16 protein-coding genes are annotated in these 24059 nt (G+C 55.1%); 15 read left to right on the forward strand and 1 reads right to left on the reverse strand.

Annotated features, from left to right (window positions below):
- Positions 1–241: 241 nt before the first annotated feature.
- The 15 genes from DUE52_RS11505 to DUE52_RS11570 are packed head-to-tail and all read left to right on the forward strand — an operon-like array spanning position 242 to position 22864.
- Positions 242–841 (forward strand): contractile injection system cap protein, encoded by a 600-nt coding sequence (locus tag DUE52_RS11505; RefSeq protein WP_114406159.1) that lies wholly within the window; start codon positions 242–244, stop codon positions 839–841.
- A 54-nt stretch (positions 842–895) separates the two neighbouring features.
- A complete protein-coding gene (locus tag DUE52_RS11510) occupies positions 896–1726 on the forward strand; it encodes a hypothetical protein (protein WP_114406160.1) in 831 nt (276 codons plus the stop codon).
- Between the two features lie 24 nt (positions 1727–1750).
- The gene (locus DUE52_RS32775) at positions 1751–3967 is read left to right on the forward strand and encodes a phage tail sheath C-terminal domain-containing protein (RefSeq protein ID WP_229312141.1); all 2217 of its coding nucleotides are present in this window, start codon (positions 1751–1753) and stop codon (positions 3965–3967) included.
- A 13-nt stretch (positions 3968–3980) separates the two neighbouring features.
- On the forward strand, positions 3981–4415 hold the full coding sequence (locus tag DUE52_RS11520; RefSeq protein WP_114406161.1) for a phage tail protein: 435 nt from the start codon (positions 3981–3983) through the stop codon (positions 4413–4415).
- Positions 4416–4418: 3 nt separating this feature from the next.
- Positions 4419–4868 carry a phage tail protein gene (locus DUE52_RS11525; RefSeq protein ID WP_114406162.1) on the forward strand — a complete coding sequence of 150 codons (450 nt, stop codon included), beginning with the start codon at positions 4419–4421 and terminating at the stop codon, positions 4866–4868.
- Between the two features lie 3 nt (positions 4869–4871).
- Positions 4872–5036, forward strand: a complete 165-nt coding sequence (locus DUE52_RS32390; RefSeq protein WP_165840917.1) for a DUF5908 family protein — start codon at positions 4872–4874, stop codon at positions 5034–5036.
- 18 nt (positions 5037–5054) lie between these two features.
- Entirely contained in the window at positions 5055–5774 is a 720-nt protein-coding gene (locus tag DUE52_RS11530; RefSeq protein WP_114406163.1) for a CIS tube protein, read from the forward strand.
- A 9-nt stretch (positions 5775–5783) separates the two neighbouring features.
- Positions 5784–7541, forward strand: coding sequence for a type VI secretion system tip protein VgrG (gene vgrG, locus DUE52_RS11535; protein ID WP_114406164.1), 1758 nt, complete (start codon positions 5784–5786; stop codon positions 7539–7541).
- Between the two features lie 7 nt (positions 7542–7548).
- Positions 7549–8007, forward strand: a complete 459-nt coding sequence (locus DUE52_RS11540; RefSeq protein WP_114406165.1) for a gp25 family contractile injection system sheath assembly initiator — start codon at positions 7549–7551, stop codon at positions 8005–8007.
- 12 nt (positions 8008–8019) lie between these two features.
- Positions 8020–10977, forward strand: coding sequence for a baseplate J/gp47 family protein (locus DUE52_RS11545; RefSeq protein WP_114406166.1), 2958 nt, complete (start codon positions 8020–8022; stop codon positions 10975–10977).
- 16 nt (positions 10978–10993) lie between these two features.
- Positions 10994–13693, forward strand: a complete 2700-nt coding sequence (locus DUE52_RS11550; RefSeq protein WP_114406167.1) for a contractile injection system baseplate wedge protein — start codon at positions 10994–10996, stop codon at positions 13691–13693.
- A 4-nt stretch (positions 13694–13697) separates the two neighbouring features.
- Entirely contained in the window at positions 13698–16697 is a 3000-nt protein-coding gene (locus DUE52_RS11555) for a PKD domain-containing protein (RefSeq protein WP_114406168.1), read from the forward strand.
- Positions 16698–16714: 17 nt separating this feature from the next.
- Positions 16715–18178 (forward strand): contractile injection system tape measure protein, encoded by a 1464-nt coding sequence (locus tag DUE52_RS11560; protein WP_133299823.1) that lies wholly within the window; start codon positions 16715–16717, stop codon positions 18176–18178.
- Positions 18175–21558 carry an eCIS core domain-containing protein gene (locus tag DUE52_RS11565; RefSeq protein WP_114406170.1) on the forward strand — a complete coding sequence of 1128 codons (3384 nt, stop codon included), beginning with the start codon at positions 18175–18177 and terminating at the stop codon, positions 21556–21558. The genes DUE52_RS11560 and DUE52_RS11565 overlap by 4 nt, the downstream gene beginning before the upstream one ends.
- A complete protein-coding gene (locus DUE52_RS11570) occupies positions 21548–22864 on the forward strand; it encodes an ATP-binding protein (RefSeq protein WP_114406171.1) in 1317 nt (438 codons plus the stop codon). The genes DUE52_RS11565 and DUE52_RS11570 overlap by 11 nt, the downstream gene beginning before the upstream one ends.
- Here the strand turns inward: DUE52_RS11570 and DUE52_RS11575 are convergent.
- A complete protein-coding gene (locus DUE52_RS11575) occupies positions 22840–23907 on the reverse strand; it encodes a LacI family DNA-binding transcriptional regulator (protein WP_114406172.1) in 1068 nt (355 codons plus the stop codon). The two genes, DUE52_RS11570 and DUE52_RS11575, sit on opposite strands and share 25 nt — an antisense overlap.
- Between the last annotated feature and the right edge of the window lie 152 nt (positions 23908–24059).

Below are 24059 nucleotides of genomic sequence, written 5' to 3' on the forward strand. Positions count from 1 at the left end.
TACCAGGAGAAAGAATAATACAAAATTTGCCTTACACCCTGATTAGCAGCATAAATAAGTGGTTCTGTTTTAAAATTAAAAATAGTATATCGAATTACTTAAAAAATTATTTGAATAATTCGGAATAGCCTTTGGCGCAAAATGACCGCTTAATTAACGGTTTGCCGTTAAATAAATGCTTCATGGGTTCTGAGCGGCAGGATGAATACCTTTCTGCCCGGTCCTAAACCTCTGTCGTGCTATGGTCTATGAAGCGCTGGAACTGATCCGCTCCGAACTGGAGACGTATGTAAAACCGCTCGCGGATGGCATAACGGTCAATCTGGGCAGCATTGCCGCGGTTGCCGGCACGCAGGCCAACACAATTCTGATTGGTTTGGTCCATCTCGAAGAAGAAGCAACGCTCAAAAATACCAGCCCCTACCAGCGCAACAGCACCACCGGTGGTTTCGACGTCCGGAACCCGCCCGTTTTCCTAAATCTCTACGTGTTGATCAGTGCCAATTACGCAGGAAGCGGTGATTACGAAACCGCCCTGAAACTGCTCTCGCGAACGGTCCAGTGTTTTCAGCAAAAAAATCAGTTTACGATTGCCAACACCCTCACGGACAAAATTTTCGATGACGCGCAGGCCCTGATGCTGCGCATGACCGTCGAGCTGTACAGCCTCTCGTTCGAGAAACTGAATCAGCTCTGGGGAACCCTCGGCGGCAAGCAGGTGCCGTCGGTCGTGTATAAAGTACGGGTCGTGGAAGAACAGGCCGAAGGGCAACTCGGTGCCGGAACCCAGATTCTGTCGATTGAAGGCATTCGAAAACCGATCCCGATTGCTTCGGAGTGAACGTCCTTCACATCCTGATTCCTTTACGTCCTCACCTCTTCACGATATTTTCCGATGAAACCGCTTCTTCCTGAATCGTTTGGCATCAGCTACCAGGTTCTGTTCACCGTCCGGGTGCTGCACCGGTATTTCCTGGATTTTGGCACCACGCCTTTCGACACGGATGCGCCATCGGTTGAAGCACGAAAGAAAATCGGGCTGATCCGGCGGGTGTATGACGTCGCCCAATTCCTGGCTTTTTTGCCCGATGCCCCGACCCTACAACTCCTGAAAAACCAACGGATGCTTTTCAAAAAACAGGCTGACGGTTTTGTGGTGCTGGCGGCTACCGAAAATCCCCGCAGCCCAACGCCTTTCCTGCCCCTTGCCGCGGGTCTGAAGTTCGTCTTCGCGGTGTATCCGACCGATCCGTTTTTCATGCTCTATACGAATCTGACGCCCGAAGTCATGAACGACTTGAAACGACCAACGCGCGGCTTCCGGCTCAAAAACCGCAACTCATCGGCAAACCCGTTGGAAAACCGATTGAATACCGGAGAAACGATTCGGATGGCCGATCTGGAAGACCTGCCTCCCGAACACGCGGTGGCCGGACGGCTGGAGCGGCCCCTGGGCTTCATCGAAATTGAGCACGCCCCCCCAACCCGCAGCCTGCTGACGGCGGAGGATGCGCTTCAGCCCACGCTCACCTACACGCTGATGTTGCAAAACCGCACAACCCGCTGGCGGTTGAAAAACGATGCGCCCGGTGACTTTGCGGGCGAACACCAAATGGTGAAAAACGGATTGATTCCCGCCGTGAACGGCAACGCCAAACTCGTCAATCCGACACCCGCTACCACCACCTTCGAAAACGACGGACACTTTTATTCCACGATTTACTAAACCCCAGTCAAACCTCTTCTGCTCATGGCAAGTACACTCAATTTAGCGACGCTGAAAACCCCGGGCGTCTACATCGACGAGGTGTCGCTGTTCCCGCCATCCGTGGCCCAGGTCGAAACCGCCATTCCGGCCTTTATCGGCTACACCCGGTTTGCCGAAAAAGATGGCAAGGACATTACCGGGAAAGCGTTAAAAATCAAGTCGATGGTCGATTACCGGACGTATTTCGGCGGTGGACCGGATCGGGAAATCACGGTCAGTCTGGGTCCAACCAACGCCGTAAAAAGTGTCGATATGCAACCAGCCTGGTACCTGCACGACAGCCTGATGCTGTTTTTTGCCAATGGCGGGGAGAAATGTTACATCATTTCGGTGGGTGGATACGACACCAACCCGGTTTCCCAGACTCATTTTACGGACGCCATCGACGAGCTGCGGAAACACGACGAACCGACCCTGCTCGTGATGCCCGACCTGATGCTGCTGACCAACCCGGCTCACATTGCTGCGGTTCAACAGGCGGCCATCGACCATTGCAACAAATTGCAGGATCGCTTTGCCATACTGGATGTCAAGGTAAGCGATCTGACCAAAACCGCCGTTGACGATGCCGACATTATCGCCTTCCGGGGCAGCGTTTCCAACTTTCTGAAATACGGAGCGGCCTATTATCCCTGGCTCAAAACCTCCCTGCCGTTTGACATGAGCTTCGCCGGTTTGACGATCACCAAAGGCGGAAACCCAACCACGCTGGGTGCGCTTCTGGACCCCGGTGCCCCCAACAACGCCCTGCTGACCGAAGCGGACACCCTGGCGACCGATGGGTTTGCCGATACAAAAGCCATTCAGAATGTGGCCGTTCCGGCGGTTGTGGACTACCAGGCTTCGGCGGATAAAGAAGCAAAAAAGACGTTCATCACGGCCGCCATCACTGCCTTTGAGGGAATTGATCCGGATACGGTTTTCAAAAATAAACCCGTTCAGGATGTGCTAAAAGCCTTTACCGATGCGGGAAATGCCGAATGGCTGGCGATCCAGAGCGATAACACGGCGCTGGTGGTTACGGGCGATCCCGGCACCCATTCAACGGATGCCGCCATCGACGCGGTTTTTAACCGGCTGGTTGCCTACATTACGCGATTCAAAACCGAGGCAAAAACCGCCCTCCCGGCATTGCTGACGGCCAAACAGCTCGAAATTCAGCAGAAAATTCCGCTGTTTGCACTGATTCGCAAAGCCGAAACCCTCGTCGCCGATCAAACGATCGTCAATGACCTGGTGGAAAGCAGCACAACGGCGTATGAAGCAGCCGGTACAACGGCCACCAAAAAAACGGAGTTGCTGAAGGCACTTGATGCTTTTAACGGCACCCCTAATGCGCTGGCTTTTACGAATACGGATGTGCGGCTGAGCTATCAGGACTATACGGACCAGGCCACGCCTTCGGCCGCCGGAAAAAAACTATCCGATCTTCTGGCCAGTGCAACGGCCCTGTCGGGTTCCAATGCGTCGGCCTACGATGACAAGTTTGCGGAAGTGATGGGTTACATCGCTGAATTTCAGTCGCTCCTGACCGCGCGCTTGAAATCGCTGGAACTGGAAATGAAATCTAAAATTCCAGTGTATGCCGCCATCGTTGCGGCCACCGAAGCGCAGGGCATCATCCTGCCGCCCAGTGGTGCCGTAGCCGGGGTCTACGCCAGCGTCGACGAAAACCGGGGCGTCTGGAAAGCACCGGCCAATGTGGGCATCTCCAACGTCGTCGGTCCAACGGTTTTGATTACCGATTCCGATCAGGAGAGCCTGAATGTCGATGTCGAAGGCGGTAAATCCATCAACGCCATCCGGCATTTTACGGGCAAAGGAACGCTCGTCTGGGGTGCCCGAACGCTGGCGGGCAACGACAACGAATGGCGCTACGTGTCGGTTCGGCGGTTTTTCATTATGGTGGAAGAATCGGTCAAGAAAGCGTCCGGCCAGTTCGTTTTTGAACCCAATGACGCCAATACGTGGGTGAAAGTGCGGGCCATGATCGAGAATTTCCTGACGCTGCAATGGCGGGCCGGGGCGCTGGCAGGGATCAAACCCGAACACGCGTTCTACGTCCGCGTCGGCCTGGGCCAAACCATGACCGCCGACGACATTCTGAACGGTCGGATGATCGTCGAAATCGGGATGGCCGTGGTTCGTCCGGCCGAATTCATTGTCTTACGCTTCTCCCACAAAATGCAGGAATCTTAACTCATAACCGATCATGGCAGCAGTTTATCCATTACCCAAATTTCATTTTCAGGTTGAGTGGGGCGGAGTTCGCCTGGGATTCTCGGAAGTGACCGGTCTGAACGTCGAAACCGACGTGATCGAATACCGCGAGGGCGCATCGCCCGAGTTTCACAAAATCAAGATGCCCGGCTTGCAGAAGTTCCCCAACATCACCCTGAAACGCGGGACGTTCAAAGCCGACAACGAATTTTTCACCTGGTGGAATACCGTAGCCCTGAACACCATCGAACGTCGCAACCTGATTATCAGCCTGCTCAACGAAAATCACGAGCCGGTGGTGGTCTGGAAAGTCAAGCAGGCGTGGCCGTCGAAAGTGATGTCGGGCGATTTGAAAGCCGATGCCAACGAGGTGCTGATCGAGAGCATCGAGCTGGTACACGAGGGGTTGACCATCCAGAACGAATAAGGTATGGCGGGGCAAGTCTATCCACCGGTCGGCTTTCATTTTGTGGTGGAATTCGAACTCTTTCCGAAGACGGACCAGGACACCCGGTTTCAGGAAGTCACGGGGCTGAACGTCGAAATGCAGATGGAAAGCATCCGGGAAGGGGGCGAAAACCGCTTTGAACACCAGTTGCCGGTTCGCACCAAATACAGCGACCTGGTGCTGAAACGGGGCCTTTTCGTGGGGTCAGACGTGTACCGATGGGCGAAAGACGCGTTTGAAAACTTTCAGTTTCAACCCGTTAACCTGTCGGTAACGCTGCTCAACGATCAACACGCTCCGCTGGTTTCGTGGCATGTGGTTCATGCGTTGCCGAAAAAGTGGGACATCTCCGCTTTCAATGCCGAACAGAACAGCATTGCCATCGAAACGCTGACGCTTACGTACCGCTATTACACCACCATCCGGAACTGAACCATGCCCATTATTATTCGCGAACTGGTCATCAAGGCCACGGTCGACGGCAATGCCGCCCGGCAGGTCACCTCAGCCGCCACCCCACCCGCCGACGCGCAGCAGCAACTCGTCCGCCAGTGTGTCGAGCAGGTGCTGGCCATTTTAAGGGAGAAAACCGAACGGTAAACCATAAACCGCTTAACTATGCTGGGTGAACTGGTTAAAATGAAGCTGACGGGCTATCACGATGTTGGTTTTAAAGAACGAACGGGTGAGGAATACACGGCGGTGGTCAACCCCGAAACCTATACGCTGAACTACGAAATTCAGGCGAATCAGGAAAGTGCGGGTGGCACGAGCGCGAACCAATCGACGTTCAACAAAATCGCTCCGCGCAAACTGGAGTTTGAATTTCTGTTCGATTCCACGGGTGCCCTGACGCCGACGGGAGCCGCCCCGCCCCGGTCGGTCGGCACCAGCGAGGGCGTTTGGGAGCAGGTGGAGCAGTTGAAGAAAACGTCGTTCGATTTCATCGGTGAAACCCACCAGCCGCCGTACGTCGAACTGGCGTGGGGCAAGCTGATTTTCAAGTGCAAAACCGAGAAAATCAACATTACCTACAAGCTGTTCAAACCCGATGGAACGCCCGTCCGTGCCATCGCCAGGGTCAGTTTTGTGGAGGTTATCAACGACGAGCTTCGCAGCAAAAAAGAAAAAACCGCATCACCGGACCTGACCCACCTCCGCACCGTTCAGGAAGGCGATACGCTGCCGCTGATGTGCCACCGGATCTACGGCGATTCGACACTCTACCGGGAAGTAGCCCGCGTAAATAAACTGGTGAATTTCAGAAAGCTGGTAGCCGGACAACGGCTTTTCTTCCCACCCATCGACAAGCAACAAACCGTAAACCGTAAACCATAAACCGTCCCCATGCCCGAGAATCCGCGCATACTCGACACACCCGCCCCCCGCGACCTGCCCACCTACACCCTCTTTCTGGAAGAGCAGGCGCTGGAAACGTCGTTTCAGGTGTTGTCGATCCGGGTTCAGAAAGAGGCCAACCGGATTCCGACCGCCTACCTCACGCTGAAAGATGGCGATCCGGCATCCGGAAATTTTCCGGCCAGCAACGACAGCCGGTTTGTTCCCGGAAAAAAGCTGGAAATCAAGGCGGGGTATCACCAAACGGAGAAAACGATTTTCAAAGGCATCCTGGTTCGGCAGGGAATCGAAGCCCGGTCGACCGGAACCACCCGGCTGAATCTGCTCGCCAAAGACGTCTGGGTAAAAACGACGCTCGTGCCGAAACGCCGGTATTTTACCGAAAAGAAGGATTCGGAAGCCGCCGAAGAAATCGCGCAGACGTATCGCGGTTTAGAAATCGACGCTGAAGACACCGGTTTTCAGCACGAAGAACTGATTCAGTATGACGCCACGGATTGGGATTACCTCGTGATGCGGGCCGAAGTCAACGGCAGGTTGTGCCTGACCGACGATGGAAAACTGACGATTCAAAAGCCGGATTTTGACCAGGAACCGGTGGTCGAATTGCAATACGGGGCCACCATGCTGGATTTCGATGCCGAAATGGACGCCCGCGATCAGGTCACGACCCTGAAAACCACCACCTGGAATTATGCCGATCAGGAACTGGCCGAAGCCGAAGCCGCTGAACCGGCCGGGATCGAATCGGGAAACCTGTCGGCGCAGGATCTGGCCGAAGCGTTGACGGCCGAAGCGGTTTTTCAGCACGGCGGAAAACTCGAAACGGAGGAGTTGCAAACCTGGGCCGATGCCGCGCTGCTCAAACGCCGAATGGCCAAAATCCGGGGTCGGGTGCGGTTTTACGGCAATGCCGACGTCAAGCCGGGCCTGATGATCAGCCTCGGCGGACTGGGCGACCGCTACAACGGCAAGGTGTTCGTAACGGGCGTCAGTCACCAGTTGGCGGAAGGCAGTTGGGAAACGAACGTTCAGTTTGGGTTGAATCCGCAGTGGTTTGTGTCGGAAACGAATGTCGGCCAGCCGCCAGCCGCCGGGTTGCTGCCCGCGATGGGCGGCTTGCAGATTGGCGTGGTGACCGGCCTGGAAGGCGATGCAACGGGCGAGGAGCGGATTCTGGTGCGCCTGCCGGTGATCGATCCGGCGGCCGAAGGCACCCGCGCCCGCGTTGCCAGCCTGGATGCCGGGAATGAACGGGGCTTCTTTTTTCGGCCCGAAATCGGCGATGAGGTGGTGGTCGGTTTTCTAAACAACGACCCGCGCGAGGCCGTGGTGCTGGGCGGTTTGCACGGTAGCCACAATAAACTGCCGGAACCGTTTACCACCACCGACGACAACCACCAAAAAGGCTACGTTTCGCGCAGCAAATTGAAACTGGTTTTTGATGACGAGAACAAAATTCTGACCATCGAAACCCCCGCCGGAAATCGGTTGAAACTGGACGAGGACGCCAAAAGTATTACGCTGGAAGACCAAAACGGCAACAAATTAGTGATGAACGATCAGGGTATTCAACTGGAAAGCAGCAAAGACCTTACGCTGAAAGCCGTAGGCGATGTAAAAATCGAAGGCGTTGGCGTGGAAGCGAAGGCTTCCGCCCAGTTTAAAGCGACGGGTTCGGCGGGTGTAGAAATGAGCAGTTCCGCCACGGCGGTTTTGAAAGGGTCAATTGTACAGATCAATTAACGAAAAGATGGTATCGGAAAACGATTTTTTAGGCCGTGGCTGGCACTTTCCACCGGCATTCAACCCGCAGTCGTCGCCCAAAAGCGTGGAGATGACGGCGGGGCTGGCTGATATCGAGCGCAGTTTGCACATCCTGCTGACCACCCAGCCCGGCGAACGGGTGATGGTGCCCGATTTTGGCTGTGATCTGCAGGATATTCTCTTCGAACCGATCAGTACGGCTTTGCAGGCGCGGGTAAAAGACCGCGTCGAAACGGCCATTCTGTATTTCGAACCCCGCATCGATCCGCTTGATGTCACGATTGAAGAGCCGCCCGAACAGCTTGGTTTACTGCTGATTACGGTCAACTACCGCGTTCGCAGCACCAACACCCGGTACAATTTTGTGTATCCGTTTTACAAAAACGAAGGAACCGAAATTTCGAATTCCGCCGACCCTTCCAGCCTGCCATCCTTTAGCCGTTAACCAACCGCACCCATGTCGCAGCCGTGTCCCGACAAAAATCCGCTCCAACGCGATGGACTCAGTCAGCCCCAGCGCCGACTCCCCGCGTTGCAACCGGAAAACACGCTCCTCGATGAGCGCAAGCCGGAAGACTTGCTGCGGTTTCTGGCACGGTATGCCCAGGAAGCCCGAATCCGGTTTTTCGACGCTACCAATACGCCCGACAACGGCGCCGTCTGGGCCGACCTGATGAATTTTGAGCGGTATTTTACGCTGGAAGAGCTGAAGACCCGCCACGACATCGAACCGCATTTTGCGCTGGTTATCAGCTTTCTGCACCTGTTTGAAAAGCTCCAGGCCCACCAGAATACCTTAACCAAACGACACCTCGATTTTTACTACCGGGAGGTATTGCAATTGAGTCCACTGGCTCCGGTTCCCGACCACGTCCACGTTTTGTTCGAGCTGGCGAAAAATGCTGCGGAGCAGATTGTTCCGGCAAAAACCAAACTGGACGCGGGGAAAGATGGCCAGAAACAGCCGCTGATCTACCAAACCGCCCACAACCTGACCGCCAACCGGGCGAAAATCAGCCACCTGCGGACGGTTTTTCGGTCGGGTTCGAAAGTCTATTATGCGCCGGTTGCCAATACCGCCGACGGCGTCGCCGAAGCTCTTCCGTCCGAAAATCCGGGTTGGAACGGATTTGGCCCCAGGGGCGGTGCCAGCAAAAACCGGTTTCCCGAAGCACGGCTGGGCTTCGCGCTGGCATCGCCCGTTCTGCTGCTGGCGGAAGGATCCCGGGAAATTACGGTGCAAATTTTTCCACCGACGGACTTTATTCTCAGGAAAAAGACGCTGAACCTCCGCGTTCAGCTCAGCGGACCCAAAGCGTGGCTCGATGCCAGTGAGGTAACCACGGTGGTAAAAGAATCGGTCATCACGCTGGTGGTGACGGTATCGGCCACCATAAAAGAGGCCGTTGTGGCTTTTGACCCGGCGAAACTCGATGGCGGTTATGCCACCGATGCGCCGGTTATGCGTTGCTGGCTGGCAGACGACGAAGCGTATGGCGACTGGAAACACCTGAGAATCCGTTCCGTACGAATTGATGTCAAGGTCGATGGCTTAAAAAAGACACTGGCGTTGGAAAATGACCTCGGCCCGGTCAGTTCCGAAAAACCGTTCATGCCCTTTGGCCCCATACCCGGTATTGGCTCAACCCTCTCGGTACGCAACGACGAAATCCTTGCCAAATCGCCGGAAACGGTCACCGTTCATCTGACGGATTGGGTTGGGTTGCCCGCGAATTTGAGTACCTATTACGAAGCCTACGGAACGCCGTATACGACACCAACCGGCTTCACGGTAACTGGCGAAATTTTGACCGTCACGAAAAAAGGACTGGCCCTCTTCCCGGCAGCAAACACGGATTTCAAACTAAACACCTCTTTACCAGGCAATTCAACGACAGAAAACAACCCTGCCAGCCTCCTGAAAATCAGTCTGGAATCCGATTTTGGCCATGCGGTTTACCCACAGAAGCTAACCCAGGGCGTGATCGATCAGGCCAAACGGACACCCGGCCTGCAGAAAATTCCGAATCCGCCGTACACGCCGGTTCTGAAAAGTCTGACGGTCGATTACACCGCAACGACGGGGCGGATTTTACTCCTGGAGCCCGAAACCGACAATGCCAAGGTGTCGTTTGCCAATCGCACCCTGCAATGGTTTCATCTGGCGGCATTCGGGCAGGCCGAAGAGCACGGTTTTTTAAAGCAGTCGCAAGCCCTTTATTTGCTGCCGCAGTACAACCGCCACGGGGCGTTTTTCCTGGGATTACAGGATGTCGGTCCACAGGAAGCCGTCGCCATTCTGTTTCAGGTGGAGGAAGGAAGCGCCAATCCGGAAAACCAGGTCCCGACGGTGGAATGGAGCGTGCTGGCCCGGAATCAATGGCGTTTGCTGACGCGGGACGAGGTACTTTCCGACACCACCAACCACCTGCTGACGTCCGGCATCATTCAATTTATCCTTCCGAAAGAAACAACAACTGACAATACGCTATTGGATGCTGGTTTTGTCTGGCTGCGTGCTGAACTGAAAACCAGTTCGGGGGCCGCGCCGATCGACAGCGTGTGCAATTTCGTGGGCCTGCACCCCCAGGCGGTTCTCGCCAACTTTACCGACCAGAACAACGATCCGGCGCATTACGATTTGCCGCTGGCGGCCGGAACCATCCAGAAGTTGCGCCGGAGCCTCGCGGCAGTGAAAGCCATCAAACAACCGTATGCGTCGTTTGGTGGTCAACCGCAGGAATCGGACGCAGCCTATTACACCCGCGTCAGCGAACGGTTGCGACACAAACAGCGGGCTGTCAGCATCTGGGACTACGAACACCTGGTTTTGCAGACATTTCCCAATGTGTATAAAGTCAAATGCCTGAATCACAGCAAAGTAAATACCAATGACCAGACCTTAACGGAACTCGCCCCCGGTCATGTCACCCTTGTGGTCGTGCCGGATCTGCGAAATTTGAAAGACGTAAACCGGTTTGAACCCCGGGTTGACCTGAACACATTGAGCGCGATCGCCCAATTTCTGCAACACCGGGCGGGCAAACCAGTCACAATTCAGGTCACCAACCCCCGCTACGAACGCGTGAAACTTCGTTTTCAGGTGGCCTTCCGACCCGGTTTTGAGCCTGCGGTTTACAAGAAAGTGCTCCAGCAGGATCTGATTGCCTACCTGACGCCCTGGGCGTTCGATACGCAGGCCGAAATCGCTTTTGGGGGAACGATTTACAAAAGCACCCTCCTCTACTTTATGGAACGAAGAGCCTACGTGGCGTTTGTCACGGAACTGAAAATGCAGCATTTCGTGGGCGACACCAGCACCGGGGAAGACCAGGAAGTCATTTCGGCATCGGACGCCCGGGCGGTTTTGACCTCCTTCAGCGCGCATGAAATAAACGACTTTACGGGATGTTAAGGCCCACCAACGACCGATGACCACCGCTTCCATCACGATATCGCCCGCTCCTCCCCTGCAACCGGCCTCCGATTATGCGGCCCTGCGCGAAGCCGGATTGGCCTACATCGAACGCTATGCGAGCGCGAACTGGACGGATTACAACACCCACGATCCCGGCATTACGCTGCTGGAACTCCTGTGCTACGCGATTACCGACCTGAGCCTCCGAACCTCGCTGGACATGAAAGACCTCCTGGCGTCGTCGTTCGGCAGTGGGGACGCGATGCAGGCGAGTTTTGTGACGGCCGGAAAAGCCCTGCCGACCAGCCCGGTTTCGGACCTGGATTACCGCAAACTTTTTATCGACATCGACGGCGTTCGGAATGCCTGGCTCGAACCGGCTTCGCAAACCATCTTTGTGAATTGTCAGGCAAAAAGCGGGGAAGCCCAGCTTGCTTACCACGCCTTCCCGGGCGTTTTGCCCAACAACCAGACTTCGTTTGCGCTGAAAGGACTCTACGACATTCAGGTGGATTTCGACCATTTTTTCGTTCAGCAGCAGGTGCGGGCCGGGACGTTTGCGGATGAAGCCGCTGGCCGTCAGGCGGTTTTAAAAAAGGTGCGGGAAACGTACCTCGCCAACCGAAATCTTTGTGAAGACGTGATGACGATCGGCGCGGTGCCCGTGCAATACGTCATGTTCTGCGCCGACATCGGCCTGGACAATGAAGCCAACGTCAGCGAGGTCTACGCCGAAATTCTGTTCCGCGTTCAGGACTACCTGGCTCCGCCGGTCAAGCGGTATTCGCTGGCGGAACGGCAGAACCATACCGACGCGGATGGAAACCGGCTGACTACCGACCAGATTTTTGACGGCCCGCGGCTGGCGAACGGATTCATCGACGACGACGAACTGGAGCAATCGGAACGGCGCAGCCGGGTGTATGCTTCCGACCTGATCAACCTCATGATGAGCGTGAAGGGCGTGAAAGACGTCCGAAAAGTATTGATGAACAAATGGAAAGCGGGCGATGCCTGTCTGAACGGCCCTCCCCTTGCCAATGGCGAACAGCGCTGGTGTCTGCACATCGATCCGCTCCATCAGCCGCAACTCTGTGCCAAAAACGTCGCCCTCTCGTTTTTTAAGGACATTATTCCGGTTGGTAGTCTGCGGGATAAAACGGCGGCATTGAACCGGTTTCAGGAATTGCAGGAAAAAGCGTACCGGGAAAACCGCAAAACCGTGAACGATCTGCCGGTGCCAACTGGTGAAATGTACGATTTGAAAGCCTACTCGTCCATCGCCAATGACCTGCCGCAAAACTACGGCGTCGGGCGTTTTGGGCTACCGGCCTCCGCTTCGGCCGAACGCCAGGCACAGTCCCGTCAACTGAAGGCGTATTTGCTTTTTTTCGATCAGATACTCACCAATTATCAGGCGCAACTCGCCAATCTGAAATCGTTTTTCAGCGCCGACCAGGACGCCCGGACCTATTTCGGACAACCGGTTACGGAACTGGCTGGTATTGACGAACTGTATGTCGACCCGGCGGGAGTATCCGATACCATCGATAACGTGCTGGCGAAACTGGAAGATTTTGAGGACAATCCTGTTCGGAAAAACCGCTTCCTGGACCACCTGCTCGCCCGTTTTGCCGAAAATTTCAATGATTATGCGCTGCTGATGCATTCCCTGTTTGGGGAGCGGGGAAGCGAAGAAATCCTGGAGGACAAGGTTCATTTTATCCGGGAATACGGTGAAATCTTCCGCTCGAAAGCTTATAATTATTGTAAACCGGCCTGGGAAACCGCGAACGTCGCGGGCATCACCCGCCGACTCGCCCGGCTGACCGGTATTCGCGGGAATAATTACCAGACATACACAGCCTCAGCGGTGACTGTGATGACCGCTTTTCCTTCGGCTGAAAACCCCGCCTTGTTTCAATTTCAACTGAAGTCACCGGAAAACGACACCCAATTTCTGGTGTCAACGACCGAATTTAACAGCGTGGAACGAGCCGAAAAGGCGATGAAAACCGCCTTTCAGAAAGTGCCTGCCAAAGGCCGTTTCAGGATGGAAGCCGTCGAAAACCGCTTTACCTACGCCTTGCTCGACTCGGTAAACCAGCCGATTGCCCAGTGTCCACGAACGTTTTCGACGCGAAAAGAGGCCGATCAGGATCTCGAAACCGCCCTTGAAACCCTGATTTACAGCGGAGAAGCTCTGTTTCTGGTTGAACACAGCCTGCTCCGCCCGAAAACAGAACCTTCAGATGCGTGGATGACGGTTTGCGTGGAACCCGGTTGTGACCACTGCGAACCGCTCGATCCATATAGTTACCGGGTGAGTATCGTTTTGCCCGGTTACACCATGCGGTTCCGCAACATCGACTACCGCCGGTATATCGAAAACCTGATTCGTTCGGAGCTTCCGGCTCATGTGCTGGCCCGCATCTGCTGGGTGAGCCGCGAGCAGTTGCACCATTTCGAGGTAGTTTACCAACCGTGGCTCGACGCCCAGGCGGCAACCTGCGCGGACCCAACTCTGGCCAATGACCAAGCAAAAGCGTTGATCGACCGACTAGAACACCCTGACTTTCATACCATTTACGAAACGGGGGTACTGCACGATTGCGACAACGAAGACGAAGAAATCCCGATCATTCTGAACCGTACGGCCCTGGGTACACTACCCCTGTCCAAACCGGAAGACCCTCCAACCCCCGACTCCTAACACCATGGCGAATCCTTATTTTGACGAAGTATATCCGGCAACGGGCACCCAACACTTCGATTTCAGCAAGTATGGACTGACCATTTTTCGGCCGGATTCCATTCTGACTGCCGAACAGCTAAACCTGTTGTTTGGCTTTTTGCTCAATCAGGAACAATTGACCCGAACCCGGTTGCTGGGCGTTGGCGTGGTGTGCGGACTGAAACCCAGCCTGAATCCGGACAACACCATCACGGTTTCGGCGGGTTATGGCGTCACCACCGACGGCGATTTGCTGAGCCTGGAAACGACGATTTACACCAAGGCGGTCGATTACGTCCTGATCGACCACCCGGATTACAAGCCCTTTGACGACAATTCGGATTTGAACCTCTGGGAAATCTTTCCGGCGAATTACACGGACGATACGCAAACGATCCTGCCCCTGACGGACCTTGATTTGTCGGACAAAGTGGTTGTTTTGTACCTGGAAAGCGAAGCGAAAGTTGACGACAAATGCACCGGTGTAGCCTGTGATGCGAAGGGAAAAGTGTTTTTGAATCAGCTTCGGGTGATGCTCGTTCGGAAGTCCGACGCCAACGCGCTGATTTCGACCGGTCTCCGTCAGGCGGCCGCTGCCTGCACCCGGCTACCGGTTTTGACCATGACGCGTGTGCGGCTCGACGACCGGCCTTATACGCCATCGCTGCAACGGTTTCAGGTGTTTCTGCGCAGAACCGCCGTTCGGCTCGCGGACGGTTTGCGCGATGCGTATGAACTGATCCGGGCGGTTGATCCGGCCAACCTCACACCCATGACCGCTCCGGCGAACACCTTGCTGGAACTGACACGCAAGGTCAGTGCCAATTACAACAGCCAGTATGTCTACGACTGGCTGAAGGATTTACACGACGCCTACACGGCGTTTCGCGAAGCGACTTGCCACTGGCTGGTTGCCTGTATGCCCCTGAACAACTCGTTTCCGAAGCATTTGCTGGCTGGCGAACTGGTCACCGAACCGGGTCTGTGCCAACCGCAATTCCGGCACGAATGGATCCGGTCGCAGGCTGTTGCCCCCGCAGCCGATTCTCGCCGGAAAGCCTTCTGGCTGTATCAGCGAATCCTGAAAATGATCGAGCTTTTCGATGTTCCCGAAACCCGTTTCGACCGGTTTTCCATCACAGGCCGTGGCACCGTCACGACGCTTATCTCCCTGAAAATCACGCCCGATCCTTACCGGAAGTCGCCAATCGATCAGCGGGCGATGCCGTTTTATTACCAGCCGGCCATGCGGGCGTTCTGGAGTTACGAGCAGCACAAACATTGCCGGACCGGGTTCATCCACTCCTATCACCGCCCCCAGCCAGCACTGCCTGAAATCCAGAATCCGTTTGCCTACGCCCTCGAAACCTACCCGTTTTACCGCATCGAAGGGTTTGTTGGCGCGGGGGTTTTGACCACGCTGAATGAGATTTTATCCCAGCGACGCATCCACAACCTGGCGTTCGAGGTGCTGGCCCTGCGGCTGGATGCCGACCAGTTGTTGATCACGCAGGATCAGCCGTTCGACTTTGCCGATCTGACGGCTGATTTCGAAGATCTTCAAGCGCAGATTCTTTGCCACGTCCCCGAAGTGGACGGCAGAATCCCGCCATTTGACCTCGCTCTCCCAATGACTCCGGCCATCTTCCGGGTTAGGTGGTCCAATTATCAACTCATTGTAAGTCGATTCGCAGGGCAGCGAGCAGCCATGTGTATTCTGGCCAAACTGCCCTTGCTGCAAAAATTAAAGGATGCGTACGAAAAACGCAAAGCCGCTTTTGAAGCCAACCTGACATTCGGGCCGTTTTTACTCCAACATCCGGGACTGGAACACGGCGCGGGCGTACCGCCGGGCGGAACGTTTGTGATGGTTTATAAAGATCCGGTGATGGCCCGAAAAGACCGCCGGTTGCGGAAAGGTGGTGAGTCCATCGTGGTGGCTGATTTTTACCTGCCCTACCGCTGCTGCGGCTCCGGCAACGGCATGCAGTTCGTCCTGCCCGAACCGCCCCCAACCGTCGAAATGCGGGACTCGTTCTGTCTGAATTCGTCAAAAGAGAAAATCGACGTCTCGCCCGATACCGGCTCGTTCGACAGCCCGCTGGTCACGAAAGAAGACGGGACTTTCTTCTTCAATCCAACGGAGGTGGGTACGCACAAACTGACGTACACCGTTCTTAACCGGGTGCCGGTTTTCGTTGAGGTGCGGGTACTGGCCCTTCCCACCGTCGGTTTCGATTCGGACAAATTGGCTGAGAACGAGGTCGTATTTGTCTACCGCTACACCGACGCCAAAATCCTGACCTTTGACTTTGGCGACGGTTTGGAACCGGAAAAAATAGCGGTGAACGGAAGTGGGGAAGGCCGGGTCAATCACAAGTTTTTGCTGAAAGAAGACGGTTCCGGGGAATTTGTCGTCACGCTGACAGCGACCAATGGACGCTGCGAAACCACCGAACCAGTCACAAACCGCGTCATTTTTGAACCGACTCCGCCAGAACCGATTGAACTCAAAGCCGAGGAATTCGTCTGTTTTAGCAAAGACATTAAACTGAAAGTTACGGGTAAACCTGCAGGGGGCAAATTTACTTCCGATACCCTGGAAATCAGCACCCGAACGGGTTCGTTCATCCCCAATGTCGAAGGGCTGCACACCGTTCTGTACACGGTGGGCAATCGGGCCGAAGGGGTCAAATTCTTCGTTCTACCGGAAACGTTTGCCATTGAAAACATCCAGACGCCCGTAACGAACATCTCCATTTCGTTCGAGATTGTTATTATGACTCCACCGGATGGGGTTGTGTATCAGTGGCGAATCGATGATCAACCGGCGATCACCCCCCTATCCTCTTCCCAGGAAGGGGGCAACAAAACCCGGTTTAAATTTGCCCGGCTGAGGCTGCTGGGCCAACAAATGAATTTGCAGATTTTTGCCAGAGACAAACCCGTTTGTGACATCAAAACGGTCGCGTTCCGTAGATAACCTTTTCGTTTCGACCTGTGTCTGTTCCGGTTTCCCATATCATCCAGCGCCAAACCGTCCGGTTGCACCTTCGCGAGCAGACGGATAGCTGGGCTGTGCAGGAACGGGCGAGTCGAATCCTCCAGCAAACGGACCTGTTAACCACCCTCGATGCGGTGCTGTCGGCCTTCGATTCAGCAGATGAATGGATCGAACTGGAACGGGTTGAGGTGGATTTGGGTGTGCTGTCGGCAGTCGGTTTTGAGGAACAGATTACCCGGAACTTGCCGGATTTGCTCCGACGGCAATTGGCTGACCTGATCCCGGAAGCTCGTTTTCACCACCCAAAAACCGCCGTTCGAAAAACCGGCGAGGTGGTCTTTGAAACGTTCCTCTATTTTCTGGAGACTGGGTTGCTCCCACCCACTACGCTCTGGCCCGAATCAAATCCGGCCTTTGAACAGGAGATTCGATCCGCCCTGTCGAGCCTAAACACCCCGCAAAAAGAAACGCTACGGGCGGTTTTGGTTCATCCCGCAACCCGGTTTCGGTTGGTAAACCAGTTTTCGGAGAACGTGCTGAGTGCGGTTTTCCGGGCATTGGGTTCCGGTCAGGAATCCGTGAGTCTGCGGTTGTTGAAGCATTTGCAGGCTTGGCGCGAAAGGCTCCCGGCGAGTCACTATCGGGCGCTGCTGACGGCCTTGACCGAAAAAACCGTTCAGGACCCGGAAGCGGTTTTACCAGCGATCGAAAACCGCTGGGCCGACATCCAGCCGTCCGACCCGGCCTTCAACCCGGCTCTTGAACTCCTCCTTCCTGCGTTTCAACAACCGGATCTCAAGTCGCGCATTTCCCAACCGAACAGCGCGAATCCAGGGGATCAGGTGTCCGAAAACGATGCTGGAAAAGAGAAAAGCAAGTCCAAAAAGGCTTCTTCAGATAATCAGATCGAAAACCGCCGGGAATCACCGACCGAAGTTCCCGTTGATGCGGTTTTTTACGTCCGAAATGCGGGCGTCGTGCTGTTGCATCCGTTCCTGCGGTTTTGTTTCGAAGCCTGTGGCTGGACGCAGGATGCGGTTTTCAGCAATACGGAAAGTCAGGAAAGAGCCCTGACCATGCTTCATTTTCTGGCAACCGGCGAACCCACAGCGGCCGAATATGACCTGTTGTTGCCTAAAGTACTCTGCGAAATACCCTGGAATTCGCCCGTTTCCGGAAAAATTAGCTTGACCGATGCCGAACAGGAAGAAGGCATCGGCTTGCTGAATGCGGCCATTGGGCATTGGGCGGTTTTGAAAAATACGTCACCCGACGGTTTTCGGGAAGGTTTTCTGCAACGGGATGGAAAACTGACGCTCCTGCCGAATGGGCTTTGGGAGTTGACGGTTGAATCGAAGGCGCAGGATATTCTTCTGAATCGTTTGCCGGTTGGTTGGGGTGTCGGCACGGTTTTGCTCCCGTGGATGAAAAAACAACTGACGGTCAACTGGGAATCATGAAAGCGACGCGCCAACACCAGCCCCTCGTTCAGCCGAAAACGACCAGCTCGTCTTCGAATCACGCGACGACGTCTCAGCCTTTTTTTGCCAAAACCGGCACACCATCGCGGAGTCAGCCGGAACCGTTTTTCAAAGCGCCCGTACAGACTAAACTGACGGTGGGCCGGGCCGACGACCGGTTCGAACGCGAAGCCGATGCCACTGCCGACCGCGTGATGCGGATGCCTGCTCCCAATCCCTCCGCCCGCCCGTTTTTCCCCGCTTCCGGGTTACTCCAACCGAAATCCGACGAAAAAGAAAAGAAAGAAGTTCGGCGAAAGGAAGCGGATACCGATACGCCGGTGATTCAGTTGAAAACCGAGGAGGAAGACAAAAAGAAAATCCAAAAAAAAGGCGACTCCGCAACTCCGGCTGTCAATAGCGGTTTCGAATCGCAGCTTTCGGCCAGCCAGTCGGGCGGACAACCGCTGAGTGCCGACACCCGGCAGTTTATGGAACCCCGCTTCGGTGCCGACTTTTCGGGCGTTCGCGTGCATACCGACGCACCCGCCGTTCAGATGAGCCAGTCCATTGGTGCACAAGCCTTTGCCTACCAGAATCACGTTTATTTCAACGAAGGAAAATACAGTCCCGGCACGCGTTCTGGGCAACATTTGCTGGCACACGAGCTTACCCACGTTGTACAGCAGGGTGCAGCCATTCAGCGAAAACCGCTGATTTCATCGGCAATGCCTGCGGTTCAGCGGCTGTTCGGACTTGATGTGGCCGGCACCATCGACGGCTGGCTGGCCAACTTGCCCGGCTGGCGTCTCCTGACGGTTCTGGCTGGTTACAATCCGGTGCTCCAGCGCGAAGTTCCCCGCTCGACAACCAACCTGATCGAAGGATTTCTGACGCTGGGCGGCCCCATCGGGGTATTGCTCTTCAACAAACTTCGCACGGAAGGCATCGTTGGCCGGATGGCCGACTGGATCGATACGCAGGTGGCCACGCTCGGCATTTCGTATGCCTACATCCGGGGTCTGTTCAGCCAGGCCTGGGACGACATGGGCATTACCCTCGGTATCAGCGGCAATCTGGACATCATCCGCCGGGTGTTTGCGCCACCCTTTGACCGGATCACGGCCTTTGTCAGACGGGTGATCAGTCAGGTTGTCGTGTTTATCAAAGAAACGATTGTTCGGCCACTGAGCACGCGGGCCCGGCAAATGCGCGGTTTTACGCTGCTGACGGTCATTATTGGCAAAGATCCGTTCACCGATGAGGTGGTGGAACGCAGCCCGACCAACCTCGTGGGCGGTTTTATGAGTCTGATGGAAAACGGCGACGAGCGGTTCCGGCAGATGCAGCAATCAGGCGCCTTGCAACGAGCTTTTACCTGGTTCAATGTAGAAACCACCCGCCGAAACCTGACCTGGGAGCGCATCAAGGGAATTTTTACCGCCGTCTGGAATGCGCTCACGCCCGAAGCCGTGCTGCATCCGCTGGAAACCATCAGCCGGATTGCCGGTCTGTTTTTCGGTCTGGCTGCCGACATCGCCGGTTTTGCGGGAGCCGCCCTGCTGCAAATGCTGGAGTTTATTTTCGAAGCCGTCATGGGTGCGGGGGGAGCGCGGGTACTGGCCATTCTGAAACGGGCGCGGGCCACGTTCCTGATCATCATCCGCGATCCGGTGCGGTTTGTCGGCAATCTGGTGCGGGCGGGGGTGCAGGGATTCCGGCAGTTCATGCAAAATGCCCTTACCCACCTTCAGCGCGGCCTGGTGGGCTGGCTGCTGGGCGCGCTGGAAGGAGCCGGACTCACGCTTCCACAAACCTTTGATTTACATGGCATTTTATCACTGGTCTTGCAGATTCTGGGGCTTACCTACCAGAACATCCGTGCCAAACTGGTGCGGGCGACGAGTGAGCAATTCGTCAGCCGGATGGAGCAGGTGTTTGATTTCCTGCGGATTCTGATCACCCAGGGACCGGCAGCGGCCTGGCAAAAGATTGTGGAATACCTCGGCAACCTGCGCAACATGGTGCTTGACGGGGTCATCGCCTGGGTTCGGCAAACAGTGATTGGTCAGGCCATTATCCGCATTGCCTCCATGCTGAACCCGGCCGGGGCGGTGATTCAGGCCATTATGGCGACCTACAACACGGTGATGTTTTTCGTTGAACGCATCAACCAGATTGCCGCCGTGGTGGAGTCGTACGTCGATTCGATGGCTGCCATTGCCGCCGGTAACATTGTCGCAGCCGCCAACCGGGTGGAAACCACGATGGGGCGAATGGTGCCGGTCATGATCAGCTTTCTGGCGCGGCTGCTGGGGCTGGGCGGTATTTCTAACACGATCCGGAACACCATCGCCCGCATCCGTCAACCGGTCGACCGGGCTTTGGACCGCGTCGTGGATTGGGTCGTGGCGCAGGGACGGCGGCTGGTGGGGCGTGTTACGGGCGGCACCCCTGCTGAACGCGTTAATAGTGCGTTGGCAACTGCGATTCCAATTGTTAATCGTTTTGCTGGCCGACCAGTCACCAGCGTAGTATTGATGCCGCTACTGGCGGCTTTAAAGGTGCGCTATCAGCTAAGTTTACTGGAAGTAATACCTACCGACCAAGGGGTTTGGGCTGTTCGTGCCGCTGCCAGCCCTCCTACTCAGCAAAACACCCAGGCGCAAGTCCCAGGTGCCGGAGCAAACGCATCCACAACTCCTACCACTTTGGTTCCCATTGGCTCATGGATCAAAAATTTGCAAATGAATGGTTTTGAACGGGTGAGCAACCAAGCAAGCGTTCTTCGAAGAATTGCCGCTACTGGTCAACTTCAACCTGTTTCCTTCCTGACAGATAAACCCGACGGGGGTGGCAATACATTGAGCTATTCCGGCGAAGGTACGCAATGGCAGCGCACAGCATTTACCCACGGCTCCAGTTATGTCATGCCAGCTGGCTCGGGTGCCGGTTTCGTGTTAAAAATGCCCCATCGTGGGTCAGCCGCCATCAGACCCAACTTTTACAATGACTCCTCCAGCAGCCGAAGCGCCATTGTAAGAAGCAAATTACCCGCGCTACTTCATCCCACCCAACCTACTAAATTCTTAAGTGATGCCCCCTTGTCAGACGAACGAAGAGAAGGATATATGGAAACATTTAACGGGAAAGCTGTCATTCCGATCGGTAAAGCTTCAGCGGATCATACACCCTCTTTAGCCGAACACTGGACAAATAACCAAGGAAATTCAGTTGCTCAAGCCATCCGTTTGTCCTGGAATCAGTCAGCGGGAAATTATCGGATCACATCTTCCGAATATAACATCAGACGAGGCAGTGGCGGCACCCAATACACTGAAGTCGTAGGAATTTCTTTCAGAGGACCCAATGAACCATAATCTCATCAAAACCGTCGATTATCTTCGCATCCGAATTGGCTGGCGTCTGGATCTGGCGTCAAAGTCTGGCGCAGCAATTCCCTTACTTCCGGATTTAGATTATGAAGAAAGTACTTTTTTTACCCACTTTTTAGCCCAAAGCGGGCTTAATGAATTAGAATTGCTTTTTCTCCTCCTCGCCCTCGCTCCCCACCTCCAACCCGGTTTTTTCGATGCCATCATCCGCGAACACCTGCCCGATGGCGGGGATTTTCCGGAATTCGGCGGGGTGCGCGGCTCCAACCACCGGGGACTTTTGCCCACCGGCGAAACCGCCCTGTTCGTGCTGGCAGGGAATGACCTGGAAAAACGACTGGCACTGTACGACTTATTCAGCCCCGACCATTTTTTCGCCCGCGAACGAATTCTGTCCCTCGAAGACGTCAAAACCGGCGAACCGCGCCTGAGCGGTCGGCTCATTCTCGATCCTGACTATGTAGAATTGTTTACCACCGGGCGGGTGTCGGCTCCGGCCCTGAGTATGAATTTCCCGGCGCAGCGCATCCGTACCGACATGGAATGGACAGATCTCGTGCTGCCCGTGCCAACCTTCACCCAGATTCGCGACATCGAACACTGGATTCAGCATTACGACACGCTGCGAACGGACTGGAAGATGGGGCAAAGGCTGAAACCCGGTTATCGCGTCCTGTTTTACGGCCCGCCCGGTACGGGCAAAACCCTGACGGCCACCTTACTCGGCAAATACACCAACCGAGACGTCTACCGCGTGGATTTATCACTGGTGGTTTCCAAATATATCGGCGAAACGGAGAAGAACCTGGCTAATCTGTTCGATAAAGCCCACGCCAAAAACTGGATTCTGTTCTTCGACGAAGCCGACGCTCTCTTTGGCAAACGCACCGAAACCCGCGATGCCCACGACCGGTATGCCAATCAGGAAGTGGCGTTTCTGTTGCAGAAAATCGAAGAATTCGACGGTCTGGTCATTCTGGCGTCCAATTTGAAGAGCAACATCGATCCGGCTTTTGCCCGGCGGTTTCAGGCCATGATTCATTTTCCACTCCCCAACGCAGCCGAACGCTTGCTGCTGTGGCAGAAATGCCTGCCGCCCTCCGCCCGGCTGGCCCCCGAGCTTCCGATGGAGCAACTGGCCGGTCGGTACGAACTTTCGGGCGCGGCCATTCTCAACATCATCCAGTTTTGCGCCCTCCGCGCGCTAAGCCGGAAAACCGACGTTCTGGCAACCGCCGATGTGGTGGAAGGCATCCGGCTGGAATTTCAGAAAGAAGGCAAACTGGTCTGATCGGCAAATCCGGTCGGGTTTTCGCCGGTTACCGTTGAGCCACGAATAATCAGTCGCGTTGGCAAAACCACCAGCTCCGGTTCCGGACGTTCGTCGTCGGCGGCCAACTGATTGAGCAACAGACGGGCCGCTTCCCGGCCAATTTCATCGACCGGTTGAGAAACCGTCGTCAAGCCGGGTTCGATGAGGGCCGAAATCGGGTCGTCGCTGAAACCGACGATGGCAATGTCTTCCGGAATGCGCAGCCCCCGGCTTTTAATGACTTTCAACGCTTCGATGGCCGTGGGGTCATTGATCGCAAACAGGGCGTCGGGCGGCTGGGGCAGATTCAGCAAATGGTTGACATAAATGTTGGCTTTGTCGAGCGTCAGGTCGTAAGAAATAATCAGCGCCGGATCGATAGGAATCTGGTGGTTCGTCAGGGCATCCCGGTAGCCGTTCAGGCGGGAGCGGCTGTTTTGCAACGAATCCGGCCCGGAAAGGTGGGCAATCCGCCGTTTGCCGGTTTTGATCAGGTGTTCGACGGCCTGGTAAGCGCCTTCATAGTCATCGACGGCCACTTTCGACACACTCATCTCATCGACAATCCGGTTGAAAAACACCACCGGAATCCCTTTCCGGTCGAATATCTTAAAGTGCTCGAAATTCCGCGTCTCCTTCGTGTGCGACACCAGAATTCCGTCTACCCGACTGGCTAACAGCAACTTGGTGTTGACAATCTCCGTTTCGTACGACTCGTTCGAGTGGCAAATCACGACGTTGTAGCCCGCTTTGGCCAGGACATCCTGCGCCCCAATGATCACCTTTGGAAAAAAAGAACTCAGGAACTCCGGTACCATGATGCCGATGGTCTGCGTCCGGTTGGTCAGCAATGAAATCGCCAGTTGGTTGCGCTGGTAATCGAGTTCGGCCGCCAGTTCCAGCACCCGCTCCCGCGTTTTTACTTTCACGTTCGGATGCCCCGTCAGCGCCCGCGAAACCGTCGACTTCGACAGGTTGAGCGTATTGGCAATATCGATAATGGTAATCTGATGACTCTTCATAAATAGTACTATTCAAATAAATATAGCCTTTTCAGGGCAATAATACAACATGATTCCCGATAATTGCGCCTTCTTTTTGGGAACATTCCCATGATTTTGGGAATGTTCCCAAAAATATAATTCAATTTTTTCTTTTCAAAATTACTATTCAG

This window comes from Larkinella punicea, assembly GCF_003334855.1.
Taxonomy (GTDB): domain Bacteria; phylum Bacteroidota; class Bacteroidia; order Cytophagales; family Spirosomataceae; genus Larkinella; species Larkinella punicea.